This is a genomic window from Qipengyuania seohaensis, from assembly GCF_002795865.1.
In the GTDB taxonomy this organism is placed as follows: Bacteria; Pseudomonadota; Alphaproteobacteria; order Sphingomonadales; family Sphingomonadaceae; genus Qipengyuania; species Qipengyuania seohaensis.
This window is the reverse complement of the sequence record NZ_CP024920.1, coordinates 1,369,024-1,388,640: the sequence shown is the minus strand read 5'-3', so window position 1 is coordinate 1,388,640 and position 19,617 is coordinate 1,369,024. Positions and strand designations below refer to the sequence as shown.

The window sequence follows — 19,617 nt, the reverse complement described above, 5'->3', positions numbered from 1 at the left end:
GACCTTCGGAGAAGGCCGACAATCGTATTCGCTGGAAATTGGAACGGTGGGTCCGCCTAGAAGCGGATCTGCGTGCCCACGTAAACGGCCTGGTCGTCTTCCACGCCATTGGTAAGCGGGGCGAGGCGATCGCGTTCCTGCTTCAGGCGGACGCCGGCAGTCACGTCGAGGTTGCGGCTCAGGCTGTAAGAACCGCCCAGATCCAGCTGCTGCGACCCGGCCCCCTCGATGGTAAGCGGCGAGGAGCCTGCACGGTCTTTCTGACCGATCTCGATACGCGACTGGAAGCGGCTGCGCTCGTCACGCTCGTCGTCACGATAGGACGACAGGTCGGGCATCGCGATGTCGCGGATGCCTGTGGGTACGGCCGCGGCCGAACGGGTCGGCTGCGCAAAGCTCTGATAACCGCGCGCAACGCCAAGGTTGTAGCGGGTCGGAGTGACCGGAAGCACGCTTTCGATCGGGTTGGCGCTGGCGAGCTTGTCGCCGGGTGCGCGGCCGGAAATCGATGCCGCGATATTGTTGTCCACCCGGACGGCGAAGTTGACGGTGCGCTGGCTCGACAGGCGGGGCTTGCTGGCCGGGGTGAACCGCAGGGCATCTTCACCGATCACAGCGGCGACGCGCGCAGCGAGTTCGGGATCGACGCCTGCAGGCGTGAACGGCAGGAATTCCATCGTTTCCGGAGCGGCTTCGGGCGCGCTCGACACGACGGCGAGGCCGGCGCCGGGAATCGCGAGGGCGCAAGCGGCAGCCGCCAGCACGACCGGCGCGAGCCGATCCTTGCCTTTGGTGTTCCGTTGCGTGCCCATCAGGCCGATTTCCTCTCCGTTGCGGGTGTGTCAGTCATTAAAGACGAACCCCGCTTAACTGTTCCCGAACGCGATATCGCCGATGGGCGACTCGGGCCGGAAGGAAAAGACTAGGCCGACGGGGAGGCCAGCGCCAGCTTTTCCACAAGCCGTGTCCCGACATGACGCCGGAGTGTTGCATAGCCTCCACAAATACCATTCAATTCAGATGGTATTCACGCGTTTGCGGCGTCTATGCCGCCAAGCTGGCGCTTGCCCGAGCGCGAGCAGGCACTATAGAGCCGGACTAACATTTTTGACCCAAGGATCGTTCATGACTCTCTCCCGCTCCATCCGTCGTCCCGCAGCCATTGCCGGCCTTGCGGTCGCCACACTGGCGCTGGGCGCTTGCAGCAAGGGTGAACGACCCCGCGCCGACCTCGCCGCCGCGCAGGTCTCTACCATCGGTGTAAACTCATATCTCTGGCGCGCGTCGCTCGAAGCTGTCAGCTTCGCACCGCTTCTCCAGGCCGACAGCAACGGCGGTGTTATCGTCACCGACTGGTACGCTAACCCGAACAATCCGGGCGAACGCGTCAAGATGACCGTGACCATCCTCGACCGCGACCTGCGCGCCGATGCCCTGCGCGTCGCCGCCAGCCGCCAGGTTGCCCAGTCGGGAAGCTGGGTCGATGCGCCGGTCCAGGCCGCCACGGTCCAGAAGCTGGAAGACATCATCCTCACCAAGGCACGCGAATTGCGCCGCCAGGCAATCGCCAACTGATTCTGACGGGTTCCATTTGCGTCCGAAATGCCTAAGGGCTTCGGGCATGAGCGATACCCGTTTCAATCCTTCGTCCGCCGACCCGCGCTGGCAAGCCGCGTGGGAAGACGCGCAAACATTCCGCGCGGATAGCAGTTCCGAAAAGCCCAAGAGCTACGTGCTCGAGATGTTCCCCTATCCATCGGGGCGCATCCACATCGGCCATGTGCGCAATTACACAATGGGCGACGTGCTGGCGCGCTACAAGAAAGCGACCGGCCACGAGGTCCTGCACCCGATGGGTTGGGACGCATTCGGCATGCCGGCGGAAAACGCTGCGATGGAAAAGGGCGTGCATCCCGGCGGATGGACGCGTGACAATATCGAACACATGAAGGCGCAGCTGAAGCGCCTCGGCTTCGCGCTCGACTGGAGCCGCGAACTGGCGACTTGCGAGCCCGACTATTACGGACACGAGCAGGCGCTCTTCATCGACCTGTATGAGGCGGGCCTCGTTTATCGCAAGGAAAGCGAGGTTAATTGGGACCCGGTCGACATGACCGTGCTCGCCAACGAGCAGGTGATCGACGGCAAGGGCTGGCGCAGTGGCGCGGAAGTCGAGAAGCGCAAGCTCAACCAGTGGTTCCTCAAGATCACCGACTTCGCCGAGGAACTGCTCGAAGGACTCGGAAAGCTCGAAAACTGGCCCGACAAGGTCCGGCTGATGCAGGAAAACTGGATCGGCAAGTCCAAGGGTCTCGAATTCAGCTTCGACCTGTCGAACGGCGAAAAGCTGCCGGTCTACACGACGCGCCCGGACACGATCTTCGGCGCAAGCTTCGTTGCGGTTGCCGCCGACCATCCGGTCGCGCAGGCTATCGACAGTGACGAAGCGCGCGCCTTCATTGCCGAATGCAAGAAGGGCGGCACGACAGCTGCCGAACTCGAGACCGCCGAGAAGCTTGGCTTCGATACCGGCATCACGGCGAAGCACCCGTTCACGGGCGCGGACCTGCCCGTGTACATCGCGAACTTCGTGCTGATGGATTACGGCACCGGCGCCATCATGGCTGTGCCGGGCCACGACCAGCGCGACTTCGAATTCGCGACGAAATACGGCCTCCCAATCCCGCGCGTGGTCGCACCGAGCGTGGACGAGGCGGGCAAGGGCTTCGACGGCGAGGCCGAGGCGGGCGACGGCGTGATCGTCAATTCGGACTTCCTAGACGGTATGGAAGTCGAAGACGCCAAGCGCGAGATTATCCGGCGTATCGAGGAGCAGGGCCGGGGTGAAGGCAAGACCGTCTGGCGCCTGCGCGACTGGGGCGTCTCGCGCCAGCGCTATTGGGGGACGCCGATCCCCTTCATCCATTGCGATGCCTGCGGCGTCGTCCCTGCGCCCAAGGATGGCCTGCCGATCACGCTGCCCGAGGACGTGGATTTCCAGACGCCCGGCAATCCGCTGTTGCGTCATGCGACGTGGAAGCACGTCGACTGCCCCAAGTGCGGCGGCAAGGCGGAGCGGGAAACCGACACGCTCGACACATTCGTGGACTCGAGCTGGTACTTCCTGCGTTTCGCCAGCCAGCCTGCCGACAAGCCCTTCGACGCGGAAGAAGTCGCCAAGTGGCTGCCGGTCGAACAATATATCGGCGGGATCGAACACGCGATCCTGCACTTGCTCTACGCCCGTTTCTGGACTCGCGCGCTCGCGCACATGGGCCAGATCGAGGTGAAGGAACCCTTCGCCTCGCTGTTCACGCAGGGCATGGTCACGCATGAGACGTACAGCCGCAGGGAAGGCGGCAAGACGGTCTATTACGCGCCCGACGAAATCAGCCGCGAGGCCGAACGGGCGCTGCTGAAAGACGATGGCGGCGAGGTCGAAATCGGCCGCGTCATCAAGATGTCGAAGTCGAAGAAGAACGTCGTCGATCCGGACACCATCATCGACACCTATGGCGCGGATGCGGTGCGCTGGTTCATGCTGTCCGACAGCCCGCCCGAACGCGACCTGCCGTGGTCCGAAGCCGGGATCGAAGGCTGCAGCCGCTTCGTTCACCGCCTGTGGCGCTTGTTCTCCGCTTACGACGCAGGTGCCGAAGGCGAGGACAAGGCGCTGGATCGCAAGACCCACCAGACCGTGGCCGCGGTGGCCGAGGATATCGAGGCGCTGGGCTTCAACAAGGCCGTCGCGCGCATCTACGAACTGACCGGCGCGGTCGAGAAAGCCGCGCCGTCGGCCAGCCGCTCCGCCGCGATCCGCAGCTTGGTGCAGATGGTCGCCCCGATGATGCCGCATCTTGCCGAGGAAGGCTGGGCGGGCATGGGCGAGGACGGCCTCGTCGCCGACGCGCCGTGGCCCGCAGTCGATCCGGCCCTGTTGGTGGAAGACGAGGTGACCATCGCCGTCCAGCACAAGGGCAAGCTGCGCGACACGCTCACCGCGCCCAAGGGTGCCTCGAAGGAAGAACTCGAAGCGATGGCGCTCGCGTCGGAGAAGGTCCAGCGCTCGCTCGACGGTGCAGAAGTGCGCAAGGTCATTGTCGTGCCCGACAGATTGGTGAATATCGTAACGTGATGCGTTTCGTCTTCAGCCTTCTCGCCTGCCTCGCGCTTGCGGCCTGCAATCTGTCGCCCATGTATTCCGGCGGTGGCAGCGGGGCGGTCGCGCAGGGACTGGCGGCCGTGGACGTTCCGCCGATCGCAGGGCGAGCCGGATGGCTGGTGCGCGGCGAGTTGAACGATCGCCTCGGTGCGGCGGGCAATGCAGCGCCGCAATATCGTCTCGATGTGCGGCTCGACGACAATCTCGAAGCCCTCGGCATTCTGGCCGACGACACGGTTAGCCGGGAGCGACGGACCCTGCGTGCGCGCTATCAGCTGGTGGATGCGTCGACCGGCGAAATCCTGCTTGATGCCACGGAAGGCGCCGATGCCGGGATCGATGTCGTGTCCAGCGAATACGCCACAATCGCGGCAGAGCAGACGGCGCTTGAAAACTTGGCGCGTGAGATCGCGGACAGGATCGTTACCCGCGTGGCGCTGACGCTGCGCGAGCAGTGAGGGCGACCGAGGCGTGAAGGTCAGGGGCAATGAATTCGCGGCGAAGCTGCAGGGCCTCGCGAAGGATTGCTCCATTTTCTTCTTTTGCGGCCAGGATGAAGCGGGTGCCAGCGCCGCTGCGCGCGAGCTGGTCGCAGCTTTGCCCGACGCAGGCGAGAGGGTGGAGATTCCCGGCGCGGACATGCGTGCCGATCCCGCGAAACTGGGCGACGAGGCGCGCTCTTCCTCCCTCTTCGGCGACAAGCGGCATATCTGGTCCCGGGTCACCGGGGACGAGGCCCATGCCGCGCTCGAAACGCTGATCAAGACGGGCGAGATGGGCGCGGGCGAAGCATGCCCGGTCATCGTCGTCGCGACTTCGGCCACCGACAAATCGCGCACGGCGAAGCTGCTCGAGAAGCGCAAGGATGCGGTCGTTGCGATGTTCTATCCGCCCGATTTGCGCTCGGTAACGCAGTCCGTGCGGGCGATGGGCGATGCTGCGGGCGTGCGCCTCGACCAGGCGGTGGCCGAGAGGATTGCACGCGGGGCCAATCTCGACGTGCGGCTGGCGCAGAGCGAGGTCACCAAGCTGGCGACTTATCTCGATGCCACCGCCCAATCGCCCCGGCCGGGCACGATGGAGCATCTCGATGCCATCGGCGCGGCGAGCGAGGAGGAAGGCTTCGCAAGCCTCGTCAACGCGGTGCTCGGCGGGCAGACAGGCAAGATCGGTGCGGAAATCGCGCGGATGAAGCAGGTCGGGTTAAACCCGGTCGGCACTCTGCTGGCGATCGAACGCCGCGCTGCCCAACTGGCGCGCATTTCGGCAGCACTTGGCAACCGCAGGTACCAGGATCTCGACAAGAGCCAGAAAGCCCGGCTCGGCATCTTCTGGAAGGAAGAGCGCGACATCGCCGACCAGGTCAATCGCTGGCGCGGGCCCAAGCTCGACCGGCTGACCAATGGCCTGACCAAGCTGCACCGGGACCTCCTGTCGAACAGCCAGGCGGCGGAACTGCTGCTGGCTCAGGGTCTTACGAACCTCGCCCGATTGGCCGCGCGCCGTTAGTCTTCGGACAACCAGCGAGCCAGGTCGGCCGTTGCCAACCCGTCGCTGCGGTTCTGCTTCTTCAGCAGCGTGCCCGCCAGTGATGCGCCGCGACCTGCGAGGCGCCCGAGACGGCGGAATCCTGTCGAGCCCTCCGCTTGGTCGAGCGGTGCTTCCTTCAGACGTGTACCTCGTTCTCCGGTCGCCAACCCTGCAATCGCGTTGATGTCCTTCCGCGCTTCGGGATCTTGGACAAGCAGGTCCTGGGTCCGGTCGAGCAGCGCAGCGTCGGCGCGGATCGGACAGCCGGCGTTCTCCTGAAATCCGGGTCGCACCCACCGGTCTGTCAGGGCAACGACCAGCGCTGCCGGGCGCGCGAATCCCTCACTTTGCGCGCGCTGCCAGAACGCATCCCAATCGACTTGCCGCCCAGCGACGAGATAATCGATGTCTATCAGTCCGAGAGGTCCGACATTGAAGAGATGGGACACCGCGCAATGCACCACCAAGTGGACGAGCATGTCCTCGTCTGCGGGCACGAGCATGCCGAGCGTATCGTCCAGAACGGCACGCGCCAGCATACGGTCGTCATCGCACAGCGGCATCGCCACACTGGCCAGCGGCGCGCTGGCCCAAGCGTGGGCGTGCACTTCGCACGTGACCCCGTCTGGAGAGAGCAGCGGTGGCAGGTGCGTTTCCTCGCGAGCCATGCGGTCGAGCAATTCGCCATCCGCTTGCGGTGCCTGCCAGCCCGCATCCCGCAGCGCCCGATAGGCCCCGCTCGCTTGCGGTTGCGGGACCAGCACATCGATATCGCGCATGACCCGCTCTGCAGGCGAGGGCCACACGCTCCACGCCAGCGCCGAACCCTTGAGCGCGACGACTGCGATGCCGCGTTCGCCCAACGTCTCTGCGACCTGCGCCAGCGCCCGCCGCTGGACGAGCTGGTCGATCGCATTGAAGCGGTGTGCCTTCTGCCAGCCTTGCGCGATTACGGCGGGCACCTCCGCCTCGATTTCACTGCGCACCAGCTTGCCGTGCAAATGCGGCTGCAACCGATGGCCCGCCGCGAGCCGGTCGAGAGATTGCCACTGCCCTTCGGTCAGCGTCCCGATCTCGCCTGAGCGATAGCCTGTCAGCGCCAGCAGGGCGCGGCGCATCAGTCTTGCGGGACGGAGAAGGTGCCCGTGACGCGGCCGCCCGATTGCTGGGTGTCGCCCGTCACCGAAGACGACCCGCTCGCTCGGCCATCGACGCTGGAAACGCCGCTCGCGAGGTCGATAACGAGCCGCCCGCCGTTCAGGCGGTCGCTCCCGCGATTGAGGCTGACATTTCCGGCCATCGTGATGATCCGCCGGTTGAAGTCGTACACCGCGGTATCGCCGCTCGCGCGTTCATTGCCGCGCGAAACGGTCACGCCGCCGGTGGCCAGGATGCGCTGGATCTCCAGCGTTCCGGCATCGCTGTAATCGACGACGGTGCGCGCTGCGTTCAGCGTCAGGCCGGCCTGCGTGATGCGTACTGCGCCTGAAAGGACCACGCGGTTCTGCCGATCCTGCAGCTCGATCCGACCGGCATCGAAGGACACCGGCGCGTTCGAATTGTGGCTGGCGATGGCCTGCGCATTCAGCTGCATTCCGCCGAGCGCCGCGCAGGTAAGCGCGAAACCGGCGAGGAGCGATTTGGTCATTGCGGGCAGGTGCTGCTTCATCATGGCATTCTCAGCTTTCCGGGCTCCATGCGCAAGCGCGCATCGCCCGATAGGGTTACAGTCCTTGCCGCAAGATCGGCGTCGAGGCGATTGGCGCTGAATGTGCCGGCCGGCACTGCGCCTTCGACGCCGCCCGCGCCGGTCACTGTCTTTGTGTCGAGTTCGACCGAGACGCCGCTGGCGCGCATACGATAGCCGTCGGCGGCCTCCATGCGCATGGTGCCGGTCACATCGATCCGCTCGGCATCGATGTCGTACTGGCCGCCTTCCGCGCTGATCCGCGCGGGGCCTTCTGCCATCAGCAGGCGGGCGACGATATCGCGCATCCGCACGATCCCTTCCGCGCTCGACCGCTGGACGGCTTCATCCGCGGTCAATGAGAACGGGCGACCCTGCGCGTCGGTGCCGCGATAAAGGGCATTGTCGACGCGAAGGCGTTCCTGGATCACTGCGACTTCGTTGCGATCGAGCAGGAAGCTGATTTCGCCGCGCGGGCTGAGCGGGGTGATGACCATCAGCGCCGCCAGCACCCCGACACCCATCGGCAGGGCGCGCGCGAGGAAGTGGACCAGCTTGTCGTGACTGCCTCCGGGCGCGGCGAAATGCTGGCGGCGCGAGCGGAGTTGCTGCGCTTCTGGCGTTTCGATCCTGCGCTTGCGGCGACGTATCATGGGGTCCTGCTGCCTGCCTTGCCCTTACGCGTGGCTGAAGATGTCGTGGTCGGCCCAGCCGAGAATGTCGAGATGGGCGCGTGCAGGAAGGAAATCGAAACAGGCCTCTGCCAGTTCCATCCGGCCTTCGCGTTCGAGGCGCTTGTTCAGCTCTTCCCGCATCCGGTGAAGGAAGCGCACGTCGCTGGCGGCGTATTCGCGCTGCGCCTGGTTGAGCTCGGGGCCGCCCCAATCGCTGCTCTGCTGAGCCTTGGAGATGTTTTCGCCAAGCAGTTCCTCGACCAGGTTCTTGAGGCCATGGCGATCGGTATAGGTGCGCACCAGCTTGCTGGCGATCTTGGTGCAATAGCAGGGCGCCGCGGTGACCCCGAGATAATACTCGATCGCGGCGAGGTCGAAGCGCGCGAAGTGGAACAGCTTGAGCCGTTCCGGGTCCGCAAGGACAGCCTTGAGGTTTGGCGCGTCATAGGTGCTGTCCGGGCCGAAGCGCACGAGGTGCTCGTCACCCTTGCCGTCGCTGATCTGGACCACGCACAGCCGGTCGCGGATGGTGATGAGCCCCATGGTCTCGGTATCGACGGCCACCGGGCCATCTGCGAGCACGCCTTCGGGGAGGTCTTCTTCGTGAAAGTGAACTGCCATGCCCCGCGCCTTAGGCCGATTGGGGATTGTAGGGAAGGGGCCACTGGTTTGCCAACCGAACCGGGGGCAGAGTGCACTCCATGAGCGAGAACGTGCCTGACAGCTGGAAGCCGGTCCTCGATCCCGTTTTGGGCGGCGGGGAAGCGCGTAAGCTCGGCGGCTGGCTGCGGGCGGAGGAGGAGGCTGGCAAGACCGTCTACCCGCCGCGCGGCAGCCGGTTGAAGGCGCTCGAACTCACTCCGCTGGATGCCGTGAAAGTCGTGATCCTCGGGCAGGATCCCTATCATGGGCCGGGGCAGGCGATGGGCCTCAGCTTCTCCGTTCCCGAAGGCGTGAAGGTCCCGCCCAGCCTTGCCAATATCTACAAGGAGCTGGAGGCCGATTGCAGCATCGCGCCGCCCGGGCATGGCGACCTGACGCCATGGGCGCGGCAGGGCGTGCTACTGCTCAACAATACGCTGACGGTCGAGGCAGGGCAGGCAGGCAGCCATGCCGGACGCGGCTGGGACGCGGTGACCGATGCCTGCGTCGCGGCAGTCGCGGCTCGCGAAGAGCCTTCGGTCTTCATCCTGTGGGGCAGCCATGCGCAGGCCAAGGCCAAGCGTGTCGGCGCCCTGAAAGCGGGCCCCCATCATGTCATCGCCAGCCCGCATCCCAGCCCGCTGTCCGCCTATCGCGGCTTCTTCGGCTCGAAACCCTTCAGCCGCGCGAACGCATTCCTGGAGGAGCATGGGCGCGGGGCAGTGGACTGGCGGCTTGGCGGGTGACGAAGTTGACAGTGTGTCGCCCTGCGATCCGGTGTTTTACCTTCTGAAATTCAACGAGAAACTGACCGAAAGCCCGGTTGACAGTCAGGCGGCATGCTTCCGCCCATATCCACGATTTGAAAGAGCTGGTCCCAACGCTTACGCTGCAAAGAGGGAGTAGGAAATGACCGAGGCCGAGGCCCGCAAGAAGCTGATCGCACGCCGCGAGGCGTTGGACGCGCAGGACGCTGCCAATGCGGATTCGCGCGATACGGTCGAACTGCAACAGGACAGCGTCGGCCGGCTGAGCCGGATGGATGCGATGCAGCAGCAGGCGATGGCGCAAGCGACTGCGCGGCGCCGGGTTGCCGAGCGCGCTCGGATTGAAGCCGCGCTGAACCGGATCGACGAGGGCGAATGGGGCTGGTGCACGGCGTGCGGAAACGAGATCGCAGCGAAGCGGCTTCAACACGACCCTAGTGTCGCGCGCTGCGTCGCGTGTGCCTAAGCCTCCGGTCAGGGCAGTACGCCGACCGGTTCGGCGGTGCCGTCCTTGTCCCGATTGACCTGACCGTCGCTACCGACACTGCCTCCGGTCACCAGCAGGATGCCGCTCAGGTGCGGCGCTGCCATCGAGGTGCCGTCCTTGTTGGTGGTTGCTCCGCCCGGAGCAAGGGAGAGTATCCGAACTCCCGGCTCCGCGTAATCCACCGAAGCTCCGTAATTCGAGAAGGAAGCGAGATTGCTGCGCTTGTCGATGGCGGACACGGTGAAAAGGTTCGCCCCGTTGTTATAGGCTGGCGATACGGAGCCGCTGTCGACGTTCACGCCGCTGTTTCCTGCTGCCATGACGACAAAAACGCCCGCTCCTGCCAGCGCTTGGACGCCTGCATCGAGAATGGTCGATCCCTGGTCTGCCGTGAGGCTGAGATTGACGACATCGCCGGGCGAGGCATGGGCCGCCACGTAATCGAGACCCGCAGCGACATCGCTGTCCGGTGCTACCCCGAGAGAATCGAGCACGCGTACGGAATAGACCGGCGCTCCTGGCGCCACGCCGACCACGCCAATCGTATTGTCGATTGCGGCGATCGTGCCGGCGACGTGGGTGCCATGTCCGTTGAGGTCGTCGACGGAATTGGGGTTTCCACCGAAGGTTTCCGCCGTGAGAAATTCCGCGCTGCCGACGAGGTTGAGATCGGGGTTATCAACGTCCACTCCGGTATCGACGACCCAGGCGACGCTACCGCTGGGCGTGCCGGTACCGACTCGAGCTACACCCCAGGGGACAGTCTGGTCGCTGCCGCCGCTTCCGCCCGGCTTGCCGCCTCCGCCGCCGCCGCCATTGTCGGGTTTTCCGCCCCCGCCATCGGGCTTGGGCGCCCCGCGGGCGGCTGCTCCCGCGTCGGGTAATCCGACATAGACCGCTTGCGTGCAGCCCGAGATCATCGGGTTGCGTTCGACGAGCGTGTCTATTGCCCTGTCAGAGACCCTGAGTGCGAAGCCGTTGAAAATGCGCGAATAGGTATGGAGGACACGCCCGCCAGCCCCGCTGGCCGCGCGGTTCGCTTCGTAAGTCGTGCTAACCGGTCCGTTGACGAGAGTGCAGACGAAAGTGTCGGGCACCGGGTCGCCGACCGATTGGGCCATGGCCGCAGGTGCCAACAGGAAAGTAACGCCCAAAAGGGCTACGCGTGTGCGAGCGGTCATCGAAGATCCCCTTCTCCAAGCGACCCGCGATGCGTGCGTTATTCTGTTCTAGCGAGCGACCAGCCTACTCCATTTCGCTTCATACGTCGAATCGGCTGGAGGCGGCTTCACCTCGGCAGTTCGCTGGCCCCCATCAGCGCCTCGTCCACCGCGCGGGCGCACTGGCGGCCTTCGCGGATGGCCCAGACGACCAGGCTCTGGCCGCGACGCATGTCCCCGCAGGTGAACACGTGCGGCTCGCTGGTGGCGTAGCGGTTGGTGTCGGCCTTCACGTTGCCGCGCGCGTCCAGTTCAACGCCCGCGCGGTCGAGCAGGCCGCGGCGCTTGGGGCCGGTGAAACCCATGGCAAGGAGGATGAGGTCGGCCTTCAGCGTGAACTCGCTGCCTTCGACTTCGACCATGCGGCCGTCTTTCCATTCCACGCGTACGCATTCGAGGCCCGCGACATCGCCGCCTTCCTCGACCACGCGCTTGGTCAGGACAGCCCAGTCACGCTCCGCGCCCTCTTCGTGGCTGGATGATGTGCGCAGCTTCAGCGGCCAGTCGGGCCAGGTCAGCGCCTTGTCTTCCTTTTCCGGGGGCTTGGGCATGATTTCCAGCTGCGTGACACTCGCGGCGCCCTGGCGGTTGGACGTGCCCACGCAATCCGACCCGGTGTCGCCGCCGCCGATCACGATCACGTGCTTGCCGGTCGCCGTCAGGCTGCCGCGCGGTGCGGCGCGCACTTCGTCGTCGCCCGCATTGCGCTTGTTCTGTTGGGTGAGGAATTCCATCGCGAAGCGCACGCCGGACAATTCCGCGCCCGGAATATCGAGCATGCGCGCTTCTTCCGCGCCGCCTGCCAGGACGACCGCGTCGAAATTCTCCTTCAGCGCCTCGAAGCTGACTTCCACGCCCACTTCGCTGGAGGTGCGGAACTGTACGCCCTCGGCCTCCATCTGCACCGCGCGGCGGTTGATGAGGTGCTTTTCCATCTTGAAGTCGGGAATGCCGTAACGAAGGAGGCCGCCGATCCGGTCGGACTTTTCGAAAACAGTCACGGCATGGCCGGCGCGTGCCAATTGCTGCGCGGCGGCGAGGCCGGCGGGTCCGGACCCGATCACCGCGACCGATTTGCCGGTCTGCTTTTCGGGCACCTGCGGCTTGATCCAGCCTTCCTGCCATCCCTTGTCGACGATCGCGCATTCGATCGACTTGATGGTCACCGGGCTGTCGACAATGTTGAGCGTGCAGGCCGCCTCACACGGGGCGGGGCAGATGCGGCCGGTGAACTCCGGGAAGTTGTTGGTCGAGTGCAGCACCTCGAGCGCGTTCTGCCAGTCGTCTTCGTAGACGAGGTGGTTCCAGTCCGGGATGATGTTGTTCACCGGACAGCCGTTGTGACAATAGGGAATGCCGCAGTTCATGCACCGCGCGGCCTGGCGCTTCAGTGCGTCGGCGCTCTGCGGAAGCGTGAATTCCTTGTAGGTCTTCAGCCGTTCTTCGGGTGCGACGTATTCACGCTCTTCGCGATCGTACTCGAGGAAACCTGTTTCCTTGCCCATTATTCTGCAGCCTCCATTGCCGCCTGCTCGCGCTCTTCCTCGAGCGACTTGAGCGCGCGCGCGTAATCGCGCGGCATTACCTTGCGGAAGTTTTTCAGTTCGTTCGACCAGTCGTCGAGCAGCGCCTTGGCGCGTGCCGAACCAGTGTGAAGATGATGCCTCTCGACCAGGATCTTGAGGCGTTCCGCATCGTGATAGAGCGGATCGCCCATGCCTGCATCGTCGACCGTCTGGGCGCGTTGCTGCGGATGGCCCCAGCTCTTCTCCGCGCCCTCTCCGTCGCCCGGCGTCACGTCGAGGATATCGACCTGCGCATGGTTGACCAGCGCGTCGAACGCGCCCTCAGGATCGTAGACATAGGCGATGCCGCCGCTCATCCCGGCTGCGACATTGCGGCCGGTCTTGCCGAGCACGCAGACCACGCCGCCGGTCATGTATTCGAGCGCATGGTCGCCCGTGCCCTCGACTACTGCGACCGCGCCCGAATTGCGAACGGCGAAGCGTTCGCCTGCAACGCCTGCGAAATAGGCTTCACCCGCGATCGCGCCATAGAGGACGGTGTTGCCGACGATGATGTTGTCGGTCGGATCGCGCGAGACGCCTTCGGGCGGCCTGACGACGATGCGCCCGCCGGAGAGGCCCTTGCCGACATAATCGTTGGCATCGCCGGTCAGGCTCATGGTGACACCGTGGGCGAGCCATGCGCCAAAGCTCTGTCCGGCAACGCCCTTCAAATCGATGCGGATCGTGTCCTGCGGCAGTCCTGTATGGCCATATGCTTCCGCTATGCGGCCCGACAGCATGGTGCCGACGGTGCGGTTCACATTGCGGATATCGCGAGACACCTGGACGGCCTGCCCGCTTTCGATGGCAGGCTTGCACGCCTTGATCAGTTCGACGTCCATCGCAGCGCCGAGGCCGTGATCCTGCGTTTCGGTGTGATTCAGCGACTTGCCTTCGTCGAGCGGGACCTCGTGGAGGATGCGCTTCAGGTCGACGCCGTGCGCCTTCCAGTGGCGGCGCACCCGGCGCATGTCGACACGGTCCACGCGGCCGACCATCTCCTCGATCGTGCGGAAGCCCATTTCCGCCATGATCTGGCGCAGTTCTTCGGCCACGAAGAAGAAGTAGTTGATGACGTGTTCCGGCGTGCCGGTGAAGCGCTTGCGAAGCACCGGGTCCTGGGTGGCGACGCCGACGGGGCAGGTGTTGAGGTGGCACTTCCTCATCATGATGCAGCCCGCTGCGATCAGCGGGGCAGTGGCGAAACCGAACTCGTCCGCGCCGAGCAGCGCGCCGATGGCAACGTCGCGGCCCGTGCGCAGGCCGCCGTCGACCTGCACCGCAATACGGCTGCGCAAATCGTTGAGGAGGAGCGTCTGCTGCGTTTCGGCGAGGCCGATTTCCCATGGGCTACCGGCATGGGTGAGGCTGGTCAGCGGGCTTGCGCCCGTGCCGCCTTCATAGCCCGAGATAGTGAGGTGGTCGGCCTTCGACTTGGAAACGCCCGCGGCAACCGTGCCGACGCCGACTTCGGACACCAGCTTCACGGAAATGCGCGCTTCTGGCTGCACGTTCTTGAGGTCGTGGATCAGCTGCGCGAGATCCTCGATCGAATAGATGTCGTGGTGCGGCGGGGGCGAGATGAGGCCCACGCCCGGCGTCGAATGACGTACCTTGCCGATGCGCTTGTCGACCTTGTGGCCGGGCAGCTGGCCGCCTTCGCCCGGCTTTGCGCCCTGCGCCATCTTGATCTGGATGTCGTCGGAATTGACGAGATATTCCGTCGTCACGCCGAAGCGGCCCGAGGCGACCTGCTTGATGCGGCTGCGCATGGAATCGCCATTGGGCAGCGGCTGGAAACGCTCCGGCTCCTCGCCGCCTTCGCCCGTGTTCGAACGCCCGCCGAGGCGGTTCATGGCGATGGCGAGGGTCGAATGCGCTTCATGGCTGATCGAGCCGAAGCTCATCGCGCCGGTGCTGAAGCGCTTGACGATGTCGGCCGCCGGTTCGACTTCGGACAGGTCGAGCGGACGCTCGGCCTTCTTCAGTTCCATCAGTCCGCGAATGGTCAGCAGCCGTTCGGACTGCTCGTTCACGCTCCTGGCGAATTCCTCGTAATTCTTGGGATCGCTGCCGCGCACGGCGTGCTGGAGGTTTGCAATGTTCTGCGGGGTCCAGGCGTGGTCTTCGCCGCGGATGCGGTACTGGTAGATACCGCCCACATCGAGCATGCCCTTGTAGAGCGGGCTGTCGCCGAAAGCCTGCGCGTGACGGCGCACGGTCTCTTCCGCCACTTCGGCAAGGCCGATGCCCTCGATCGTGGTTGCCGTGCCCTTGAAATAAGTTTCGATGAACTCGCTCGACAGGCCGACCGCGTCGAAGATCTGCGCGCCGCAATAGGACTGGTAGGTCGAAATTCCCATCTTGGACATGACCTTCAGGATGCCCTTGCCCACGGCCTTCACGAAATTCTTCTCGACTTCGCCCGCATCCAGTTCGGGCAGTTTGCGCGCGCGCAGGTCCTCGAGCGTTTCGAAAGCGAGGTAGGGATTGATCCCTTCCGCACCATAGCCTGCCAGCGCGCAGAAATGGTGCACTTCGCGTGCTTCGCCGGTTTCGATGACAAGGCCGGTCTGCATACGCAGGCCCTGCCTCACGAGCTGGTGGTGCACGGCCGCAGTTGCCAGCAGCGCCGGCATGGCGATGCGCTCCGGCCCCTGGTTACGATCCGACAGGATGAGGATGTTTGCATCGCCGAGCACGGCCTCGGTCGCGGCCCAGCACATTTCCTTCAGGGCCATGGCAAGGCCATCCGCGCCGGTGGCGGCATCCCAGGTGATGTCGATCGTCGCGGTACGGAAGGCCCCGTCGAGAGCCACGCCGACCGAGCGGATTTTCGCCAGCTCGTCGTTCGTGAGGATCGGCTGCTTCACTTCGAGGCGCTTGTGCGTACCCCCGTCCCGGCCGAGCAGGTTGGGACGCGGGCCGATCATGGACAAGAGGCTCATGACCAGTTCCTCGCGGATCGGGTCGATCGGCGGGTTGGTGACCTGCGCGAAGTTCTGCTTGAAGTAATCGTAAAGCAGGCGGCTCTTCTGGCTCAGCACGGCGATGGGCGTGTCGGTACCCATCGACCCGATCGGGTCTTCGCCATTCGCGGCCATGGGCTCGAGGAAGCGCTGGATGTCTTCCTGCGTGTAGCCGAACGCCTGCTGGCGGTTGAGCAGCGCGATATCGCTCTGCGGGATCTCGGAAAGGTCGGGCTCGATATGGTCGAGGTCTTCGAGCTTGTACTGCGCCTTTTCCAGCCACGCCTCGTAAGGTTCGGCAGCGGCGAGACCGGCTTTCAGTTCCTCGTCCTCGACGATGCGGCCTTCTTCGAGGTCGATCAGCAGCATCTTGCCGGGCTGCAGGCGCCACTTGCGGGTGATGTCCTCTTCCGCGAACGGCAGCACGCCGCTTTCCGAGGCGAGCACGACGAGGTCGTCCTTGGTGGTGCAATAGCGCGCAGGGCGCAGGCCGTTGCGATCGAGGCAGGCGCCGATCTGGCGGCCGTCGGTAAAGCACACCGCTGCGGGGCCGTCCCACGGCTCCATGAGCGCCGCGTGATATTCGTAGAACGCACGGCGCGCGGGATCCATCTGCTCGTTCTTCGCCCAGGCTTCGGGCATGAGCATCATCATCGCGTGCGCGAGGTCGTATCCGCCGGTCAGCAACAGTTCGAGCGCATTGTCGAGGCAGGCCGTGTCGGACTGGCCATGCGGGATCAGCGGCCACATCTTGTCGAGGTCGGCGCCCAGCAGTTCGCTTTCCATCGTGCGGCGGCGCGCTTCCATCCAGTTCACATTGCCGCGGACCGTGTTGATTTCCCCGTTGTGCGCCATGAAGCGATAGGGGTGGGCAAGCCGCCAGCTGGGGAAGGTGTTGGTGCTGAAACGCTGGTGGACGAGGCCGAGCGCCGACACGCAGTCGGGGTCGCGCAAATCGTCGTAGAAGGTGCCGACCTGGTTGGCGAGCAGCAGGCCCTTGTAGACCACCGTGCGGCTGGAAAAGCTCGGGATATAGGCCTTGCTCAGGCCCGGGATGCCGTGCTTGTCTTCCAGCGCCGCGAGCGGGTTCAGCGTCTGCTTGCGGATCACCACCAGCTTGCGCTCGAAGGCGCTGCGATCAAGGCAGTTCTGTCCGCGCGCGATCACGCACTGGCGGATGACCGGCATGGAATCGATGACTGCCTTGCCCAGCCCGTCGAGCGTGACGGGCACATCGCGCCAGCCGACCACGCGCTGGCCTTCCTTTTCGGCAAAGCGTTCGAGCTGCTTCTCGACGAATTCGCGCGCCTCGTCCTGTTGCGGGAGGAAGCACATGGCCACGGCGTAATCGCCTTCTTCGGGCAGGTCGTACCCTTTTGCCTTCGCCCATTTACGGATCAGCGGATCGGGGGTCTGGATGAGGATGCCCGCACCATCGCCCAGCAGCGGGTCCGCGCCCACCGCACCGCGATGGTCGAGATTGGCGAGGATGGTCAGCGCCTGGGTAATGATTTCGTGGCTCTTCTCGCCCTTGATGTGCGCCACCATGCCGACACCGCAGGCGTCGTGCTCATTGGCGGAATCGTACAAGCCCTGGGGGGCGGGAAAAGAAGAATGCGGAACCTGCATGCGCCGAGGCGTCCTCCAACCGAACCCGTCTCCATTGCCGACCGAAGGGAAGGACAGAGGCGAGTCAAAATGTCGCAGCGCCGCATCTGGCGCTGCCAAAATTTCGCGAAGCATCCCTTTGCCGATACGAAACCGCTTTTGCAATGGCTCGGGACGGTAGCAAAATTTCACGCGGGCCAAGTTTTAGGGCGTTTTACCGCATTGCAGCATAGAGGAATTCGTATCCGCGCAGGGCGGACGTAGCGGCAGCGGGGGCGGGGAAGTCAGTCGGCCTTGCCGACGCGGCCCAGCTTGTCGAGCGCGCTGCGCAACGCGGCCTGCGGGTCCTGTGCCGATTCGCCGCCCTCGCGCTCGGCCTCGCGGCGCAGGAAAGAGATAACCTGCTCGGTGTCTTCGTCCTGCGCGGCGGTGGCTGCGGCGGCCTTGTGCGCTTCGAGCGCGGTGGCAAGACGCGCGGTCAGCTGGTCGAGGGAAAGGTTCTCTGCGGCGCGCACGGGGGCAGGCGTGTGCGTGTCTTCTTCGTGGGAGGCGTCGAAATGCGCCTCTTCTTCGAGGAACTCGACCCCGGTCTCGACCGGCTCTTCGATCTCAACGAACTCCGCGGTCTCGGTAATGGCGATGCCGTCCTCGTCGATATCGTCCCGGGCCGAGAGAACGCGGTTTCGCGCCGGTTCCTCTTCCACGACGTCCTCGGGGGCGTCTTCATCGGCCCATTCCTCTTCGAGGTCCGCATCGTCCCGCTTGGCGAGACGCGCCGCAATGATCATCCCGAGCACCATTCCGACAAGCGCGGCCACAGCTGCGACGGCGGCAAATCCCGCCATGCCGACAGGTGCTTCGAAATAGGGGTGCAGCCCGGCCAGCCCGATGCGCGCGAAGTAGTAATCGCGTGTCGCGGGGGCCATCACGTAAAGCACGCCGAGCGTCCCTGCGCCGAGGAGGAGGGCGAACCACAGTCCTACCACGGGGCGGAACCATGCGCGCTGCGTCATGCTGGTTTCTTCGGTGTAGCTCATGCCTGCTCAATTCCCGTTCGCTTCGGCGCAGCCGCTTCTACCAGCGCCTGGTAAATCTCGCGATAACGCGCGACATTGCGTCCCCAGTCGTGATGTGCGGCCACATGATCGCGCCCGGCCTCGCGCATCGTGTCCCATTCTTCGCGGCGGTCGATCAGGCTTGCCAGCGACTTTGCGATTTCCCCGGGATCGTCGGGCGGGAAGAGCTGTCCGGTTACACCATCCTCGATCAGTTCGCGGTGCCCACCTACGTCGCTGGCGGCGACGATCCGGCGCTGCGCCATCGCCTCGAGCGGTTTGAGCGGTGTGACGAGATCGGTGAGGCGCGACTTCTTGCGCGGATAGGAAAGCACGTCGATTACCGAATAATAGCGATCGACCTCGTCATGCGGGACACGGCCGGTGAAGATAATGGCATCTGCCGCAGGTGATGCCTTGGCCTGCGCCCGCAACGCACCTTCGCGCGGCCCGCCGCCGACCAGCAGGAGGCGCGCGTCGGGATGACGGTCGCGCAAGGCGGGCATGGCGTCGATCAGGTCGTCCAGCCCTTCGTAATCGTAGAAGCTGCCGATGAAACCGATCACGGGTCCGCTTCCAAGGCCAAGCCTTGCCGCCAGGCCATTATCGCGTGGCGGCGGCTCACCGAACAGCGACAGGTCGACGCCATTGGGCGAAAGTCCGATCTTGCCCGCGTCGTGACCCCGCATGGCAAGGTCGCTGCGCAAGCCCTCGCATATCGTGAAGACGGCATCGGCCCGTTTGACCACGCGGTTTTCCAGTGCACGGGTCAGGCGGTATTTGGCCGAGCCTTCGCTGCCGGTGCCATTGCCGACGGCGGCATCTTCCCAGAAGGCTCGGATCTCGTAGACCATCGGCACACCCAGGCTGCGTGCGGCTTTCATCGCTGCCATGCCGCAAAGCGCGGGCGAGTGGGCGTGGATGATGTCGGGACGCCATTGCGACGCGACGGTCTCGATCGTTTTCCTCAGCATAGCGACTTCGCGCATCTCGCGCGCAACGGGCGGTCCCGACGGGGTGCCGGGGGTACGATGGAAGATCAATCCGTCGATTTCCTCGATATCGGGCCCGTCTGCCGAGTGACGTTGTCCGGTCACCGCCTGCACATTGCATCCTGCCGCCTGCAGGCTCTTCAGGATGGCGCGCGTGCGGAAGGTATAGCCCGAATGGAGGGGCAGCGAGTGGTCGAGGATGTGAAGGACCCGTGTCATTATCGCCTTCCTGTGACACAACAGGCTTAACGACGCG

Annotated in this window: 16 protein-coding genes; 6 read left to right on the top strand and 10 right to left on the bottom strand. The window is 64.8% G+C overall.

The genetic code is table 11. The features are described 5' to 3' along the window. Positions 1-56: 56 nt before the first annotated feature. A complete protein-coding gene (locus CVE41_RS06765) occupies positions 57-812 on the bottom strand; it encodes a hypothetical protein (RefSeq protein WP_100259971.1) in 756 nt (251 codons plus the stop codon). A 313-nt stretch (positions 813-1,125) separates the two neighbouring features. Between CVE41_RS06765 and CVE41_RS06760 the strand changes: the two genes are divergently transcribed. From CVE41_RS06760 to holA, 4 genes are read left to right on the top strand one after another with little or no spacing between them, the layout of a single operon-like run. Then, the gene (locus CVE41_RS06760; RefSeq protein WP_100259970.1) at positions 1,126-1,575 is read left to right on the top strand and encodes a DUF3576 domain-containing protein; all 450 of its coding nucleotides are present in this window, start codon (positions 1,126-1,128) and stop codon (positions 1,573-1,575) included. Positions 1,576-1,621: 46 nt separating this feature from the next. Next, positions 1,622-4,135 carry a leucine--tRNA ligase gene (gene leuS, locus CVE41_RS06755; RefSeq protein ID WP_100259969.1) on the top strand — a complete coding sequence of 838 codons (2,514 nt, stop codon included), beginning with the start codon at positions 1,622-1,624 and terminating at the stop codon, positions 4,133-4,135. Then, entirely contained in the window at positions 4,135-4,620 is a 486-nt protein-coding gene (lptE, locus tag CVE41_RS06750) for an LPS assembly lipoprotein LptE (protein ID WP_100259968.1), read from the top strand. Before leuS ends, lptE begins: the two co-directional genes overlap by 1 nt. A 13-nt stretch (positions 4,621-4,633) precedes the next feature. After that, the gene (gene holA / locus CVE41_RS06745; RefSeq protein WP_100259967.1) at positions 4,634-5,671 is read left to right on the top strand and encodes a DNA polymerase III subunit delta; all 1,038 of its coding nucleotides are present in this window, start codon (positions 4,634-4,636) and stop codon (positions 5,669-5,671) included. Here the strand turns inward: holA and CVE41_RS06740 are convergent. The 4 genes from CVE41_RS06740 to CVE41_RS06725 are packed head-to-tail and all read right to left on the bottom strand — an operon-like array spanning position 5,668 to position 8,674. Continuing rightward, complete coding sequence (locus tag CVE41_RS06740; RefSeq protein ID WP_100259966.1) at positions 5,668-6,810, bottom strand: nucleotidyltransferase domain-containing protein; 1,143 nt, start codon at positions 6,808-6,810, stop codon at positions 5,668-5,670. The two genes, holA and CVE41_RS06740, sit on opposite strands and share 4 nt — an antisense overlap. Beyond that, positions 6,810-7,361, bottom strand: a complete 552-nt coding sequence (locus CVE41_RS06735; RefSeq protein ID WP_100261404.1) for an LptA/OstA family protein — start codon at positions 7,359-7,361, stop codon at positions 6,810-6,812. The genes CVE41_RS06740 and CVE41_RS06735 overlap by 1 nt, the downstream gene beginning before the upstream one ends. Beyond that, positions 7,361-8,032, bottom strand: a complete 672-nt coding sequence (gene lptC / locus CVE41_RS06730; RefSeq protein ID WP_100259965.1) for an LPS export ABC transporter periplasmic protein LptC — start codon at positions 8,030-8,032, stop codon at positions 7,361-7,363. The genes CVE41_RS06735 and lptC overlap by 1 nt, the downstream gene beginning before the upstream one ends. 24 nt (positions 8,033-8,056) lie before the next feature. Then, positions 8,057-8,674 (bottom strand): ribonuclease D, encoded by a 618-nt coding sequence (locus CVE41_RS06725; protein ID WP_100259964.1) that lies wholly within the window; start codon positions 8,672-8,674, stop codon positions 8,057-8,059. Between the two features lie 80 nt (positions 8,675-8,754). Between CVE41_RS06725 and CVE41_RS06720 the strand changes: the two genes are divergently transcribed. Together CVE41_RS06720 and CVE41_RS06715 are read left to right on the top strand one after the other, a co-directional pair. Then, positions 8,755-9,441, top strand: coding sequence for a uracil-DNA glycosylase (locus CVE41_RS06720; RefSeq protein WP_100259963.1), 687 nt, complete (start codon positions 8,755-8,757; stop codon positions 9,439-9,441). A 163-nt stretch (positions 9,442-9,604) separates the two neighbouring features. After that, positions 9,605-9,928 (top strand): TraR/DksA family transcriptional regulator, encoded by a 324-nt coding sequence (locus tag CVE41_RS06715; RefSeq protein WP_100259962.1) that lies wholly within the window; start codon positions 9,605-9,607, stop codon positions 9,926-9,928. Between the two features lie 8 nt (positions 9,929-9,936). Here CVE41_RS06715 and CVE41_RS06710 read toward each other — a convergent pair whose 3' ends face one another. From CVE41_RS06710 to CVE41_RS06690, 5 genes are all read right to left on the bottom strand, one after another. Next, positions 9,937-11,130, bottom strand: coding sequence for a S8 family serine peptidase (locus tag CVE41_RS06710; RefSeq protein WP_100259961.1), 1,194 nt, complete (start codon positions 11,128-11,130; stop codon positions 9,937-9,939). 107 nt (positions 11,131-11,237) lie between these two features. Then, the gene (locus CVE41_RS06705) at positions 11,238-12,674 is read right to left on the bottom strand and encodes a glutamate synthase subunit beta (protein ID WP_100259960.1); all 1,437 of its coding nucleotides are present in this window, start codon (positions 12,672-12,674) and stop codon (positions 11,238-11,240) included. Beyond that, a complete protein-coding gene (gene gltB, locus CVE41_RS06700) occupies positions 12,674-17,335 on the bottom strand; it encodes a glutamate synthase large subunit (RefSeq protein ID WP_100259959.1) in 4,662 nt (1,553 codons plus the stop codon). The genes CVE41_RS06705 and gltB overlap by 1 nt, the downstream gene beginning before the upstream one ends. A 263-nt stretch (positions 17,336-17,598) precedes the next feature. Continuing rightward, positions 17,599-18,351, bottom strand: a complete 753-nt coding sequence (locus tag CVE41_RS06695; RefSeq protein WP_100259958.1) for a hypothetical protein — start codon at positions 18,349-18,351, stop codon at positions 17,599-17,601. Further along, positions 18,348-19,580 (bottom strand): TIGR04063 family PEP-CTERM/XrtA system glycosyltransferase, encoded by a 1,233-nt coding sequence (locus CVE41_RS06690; RefSeq protein ID WP_100259957.1) that lies wholly within the window; start codon positions 19,578-19,580, stop codon positions 18,348-18,350. Before CVE41_RS06690 ends, CVE41_RS06695 begins: the two co-directional genes overlap by 4 nt. Positions 19,581-19,617: the final 37 nt, after the last annotated feature.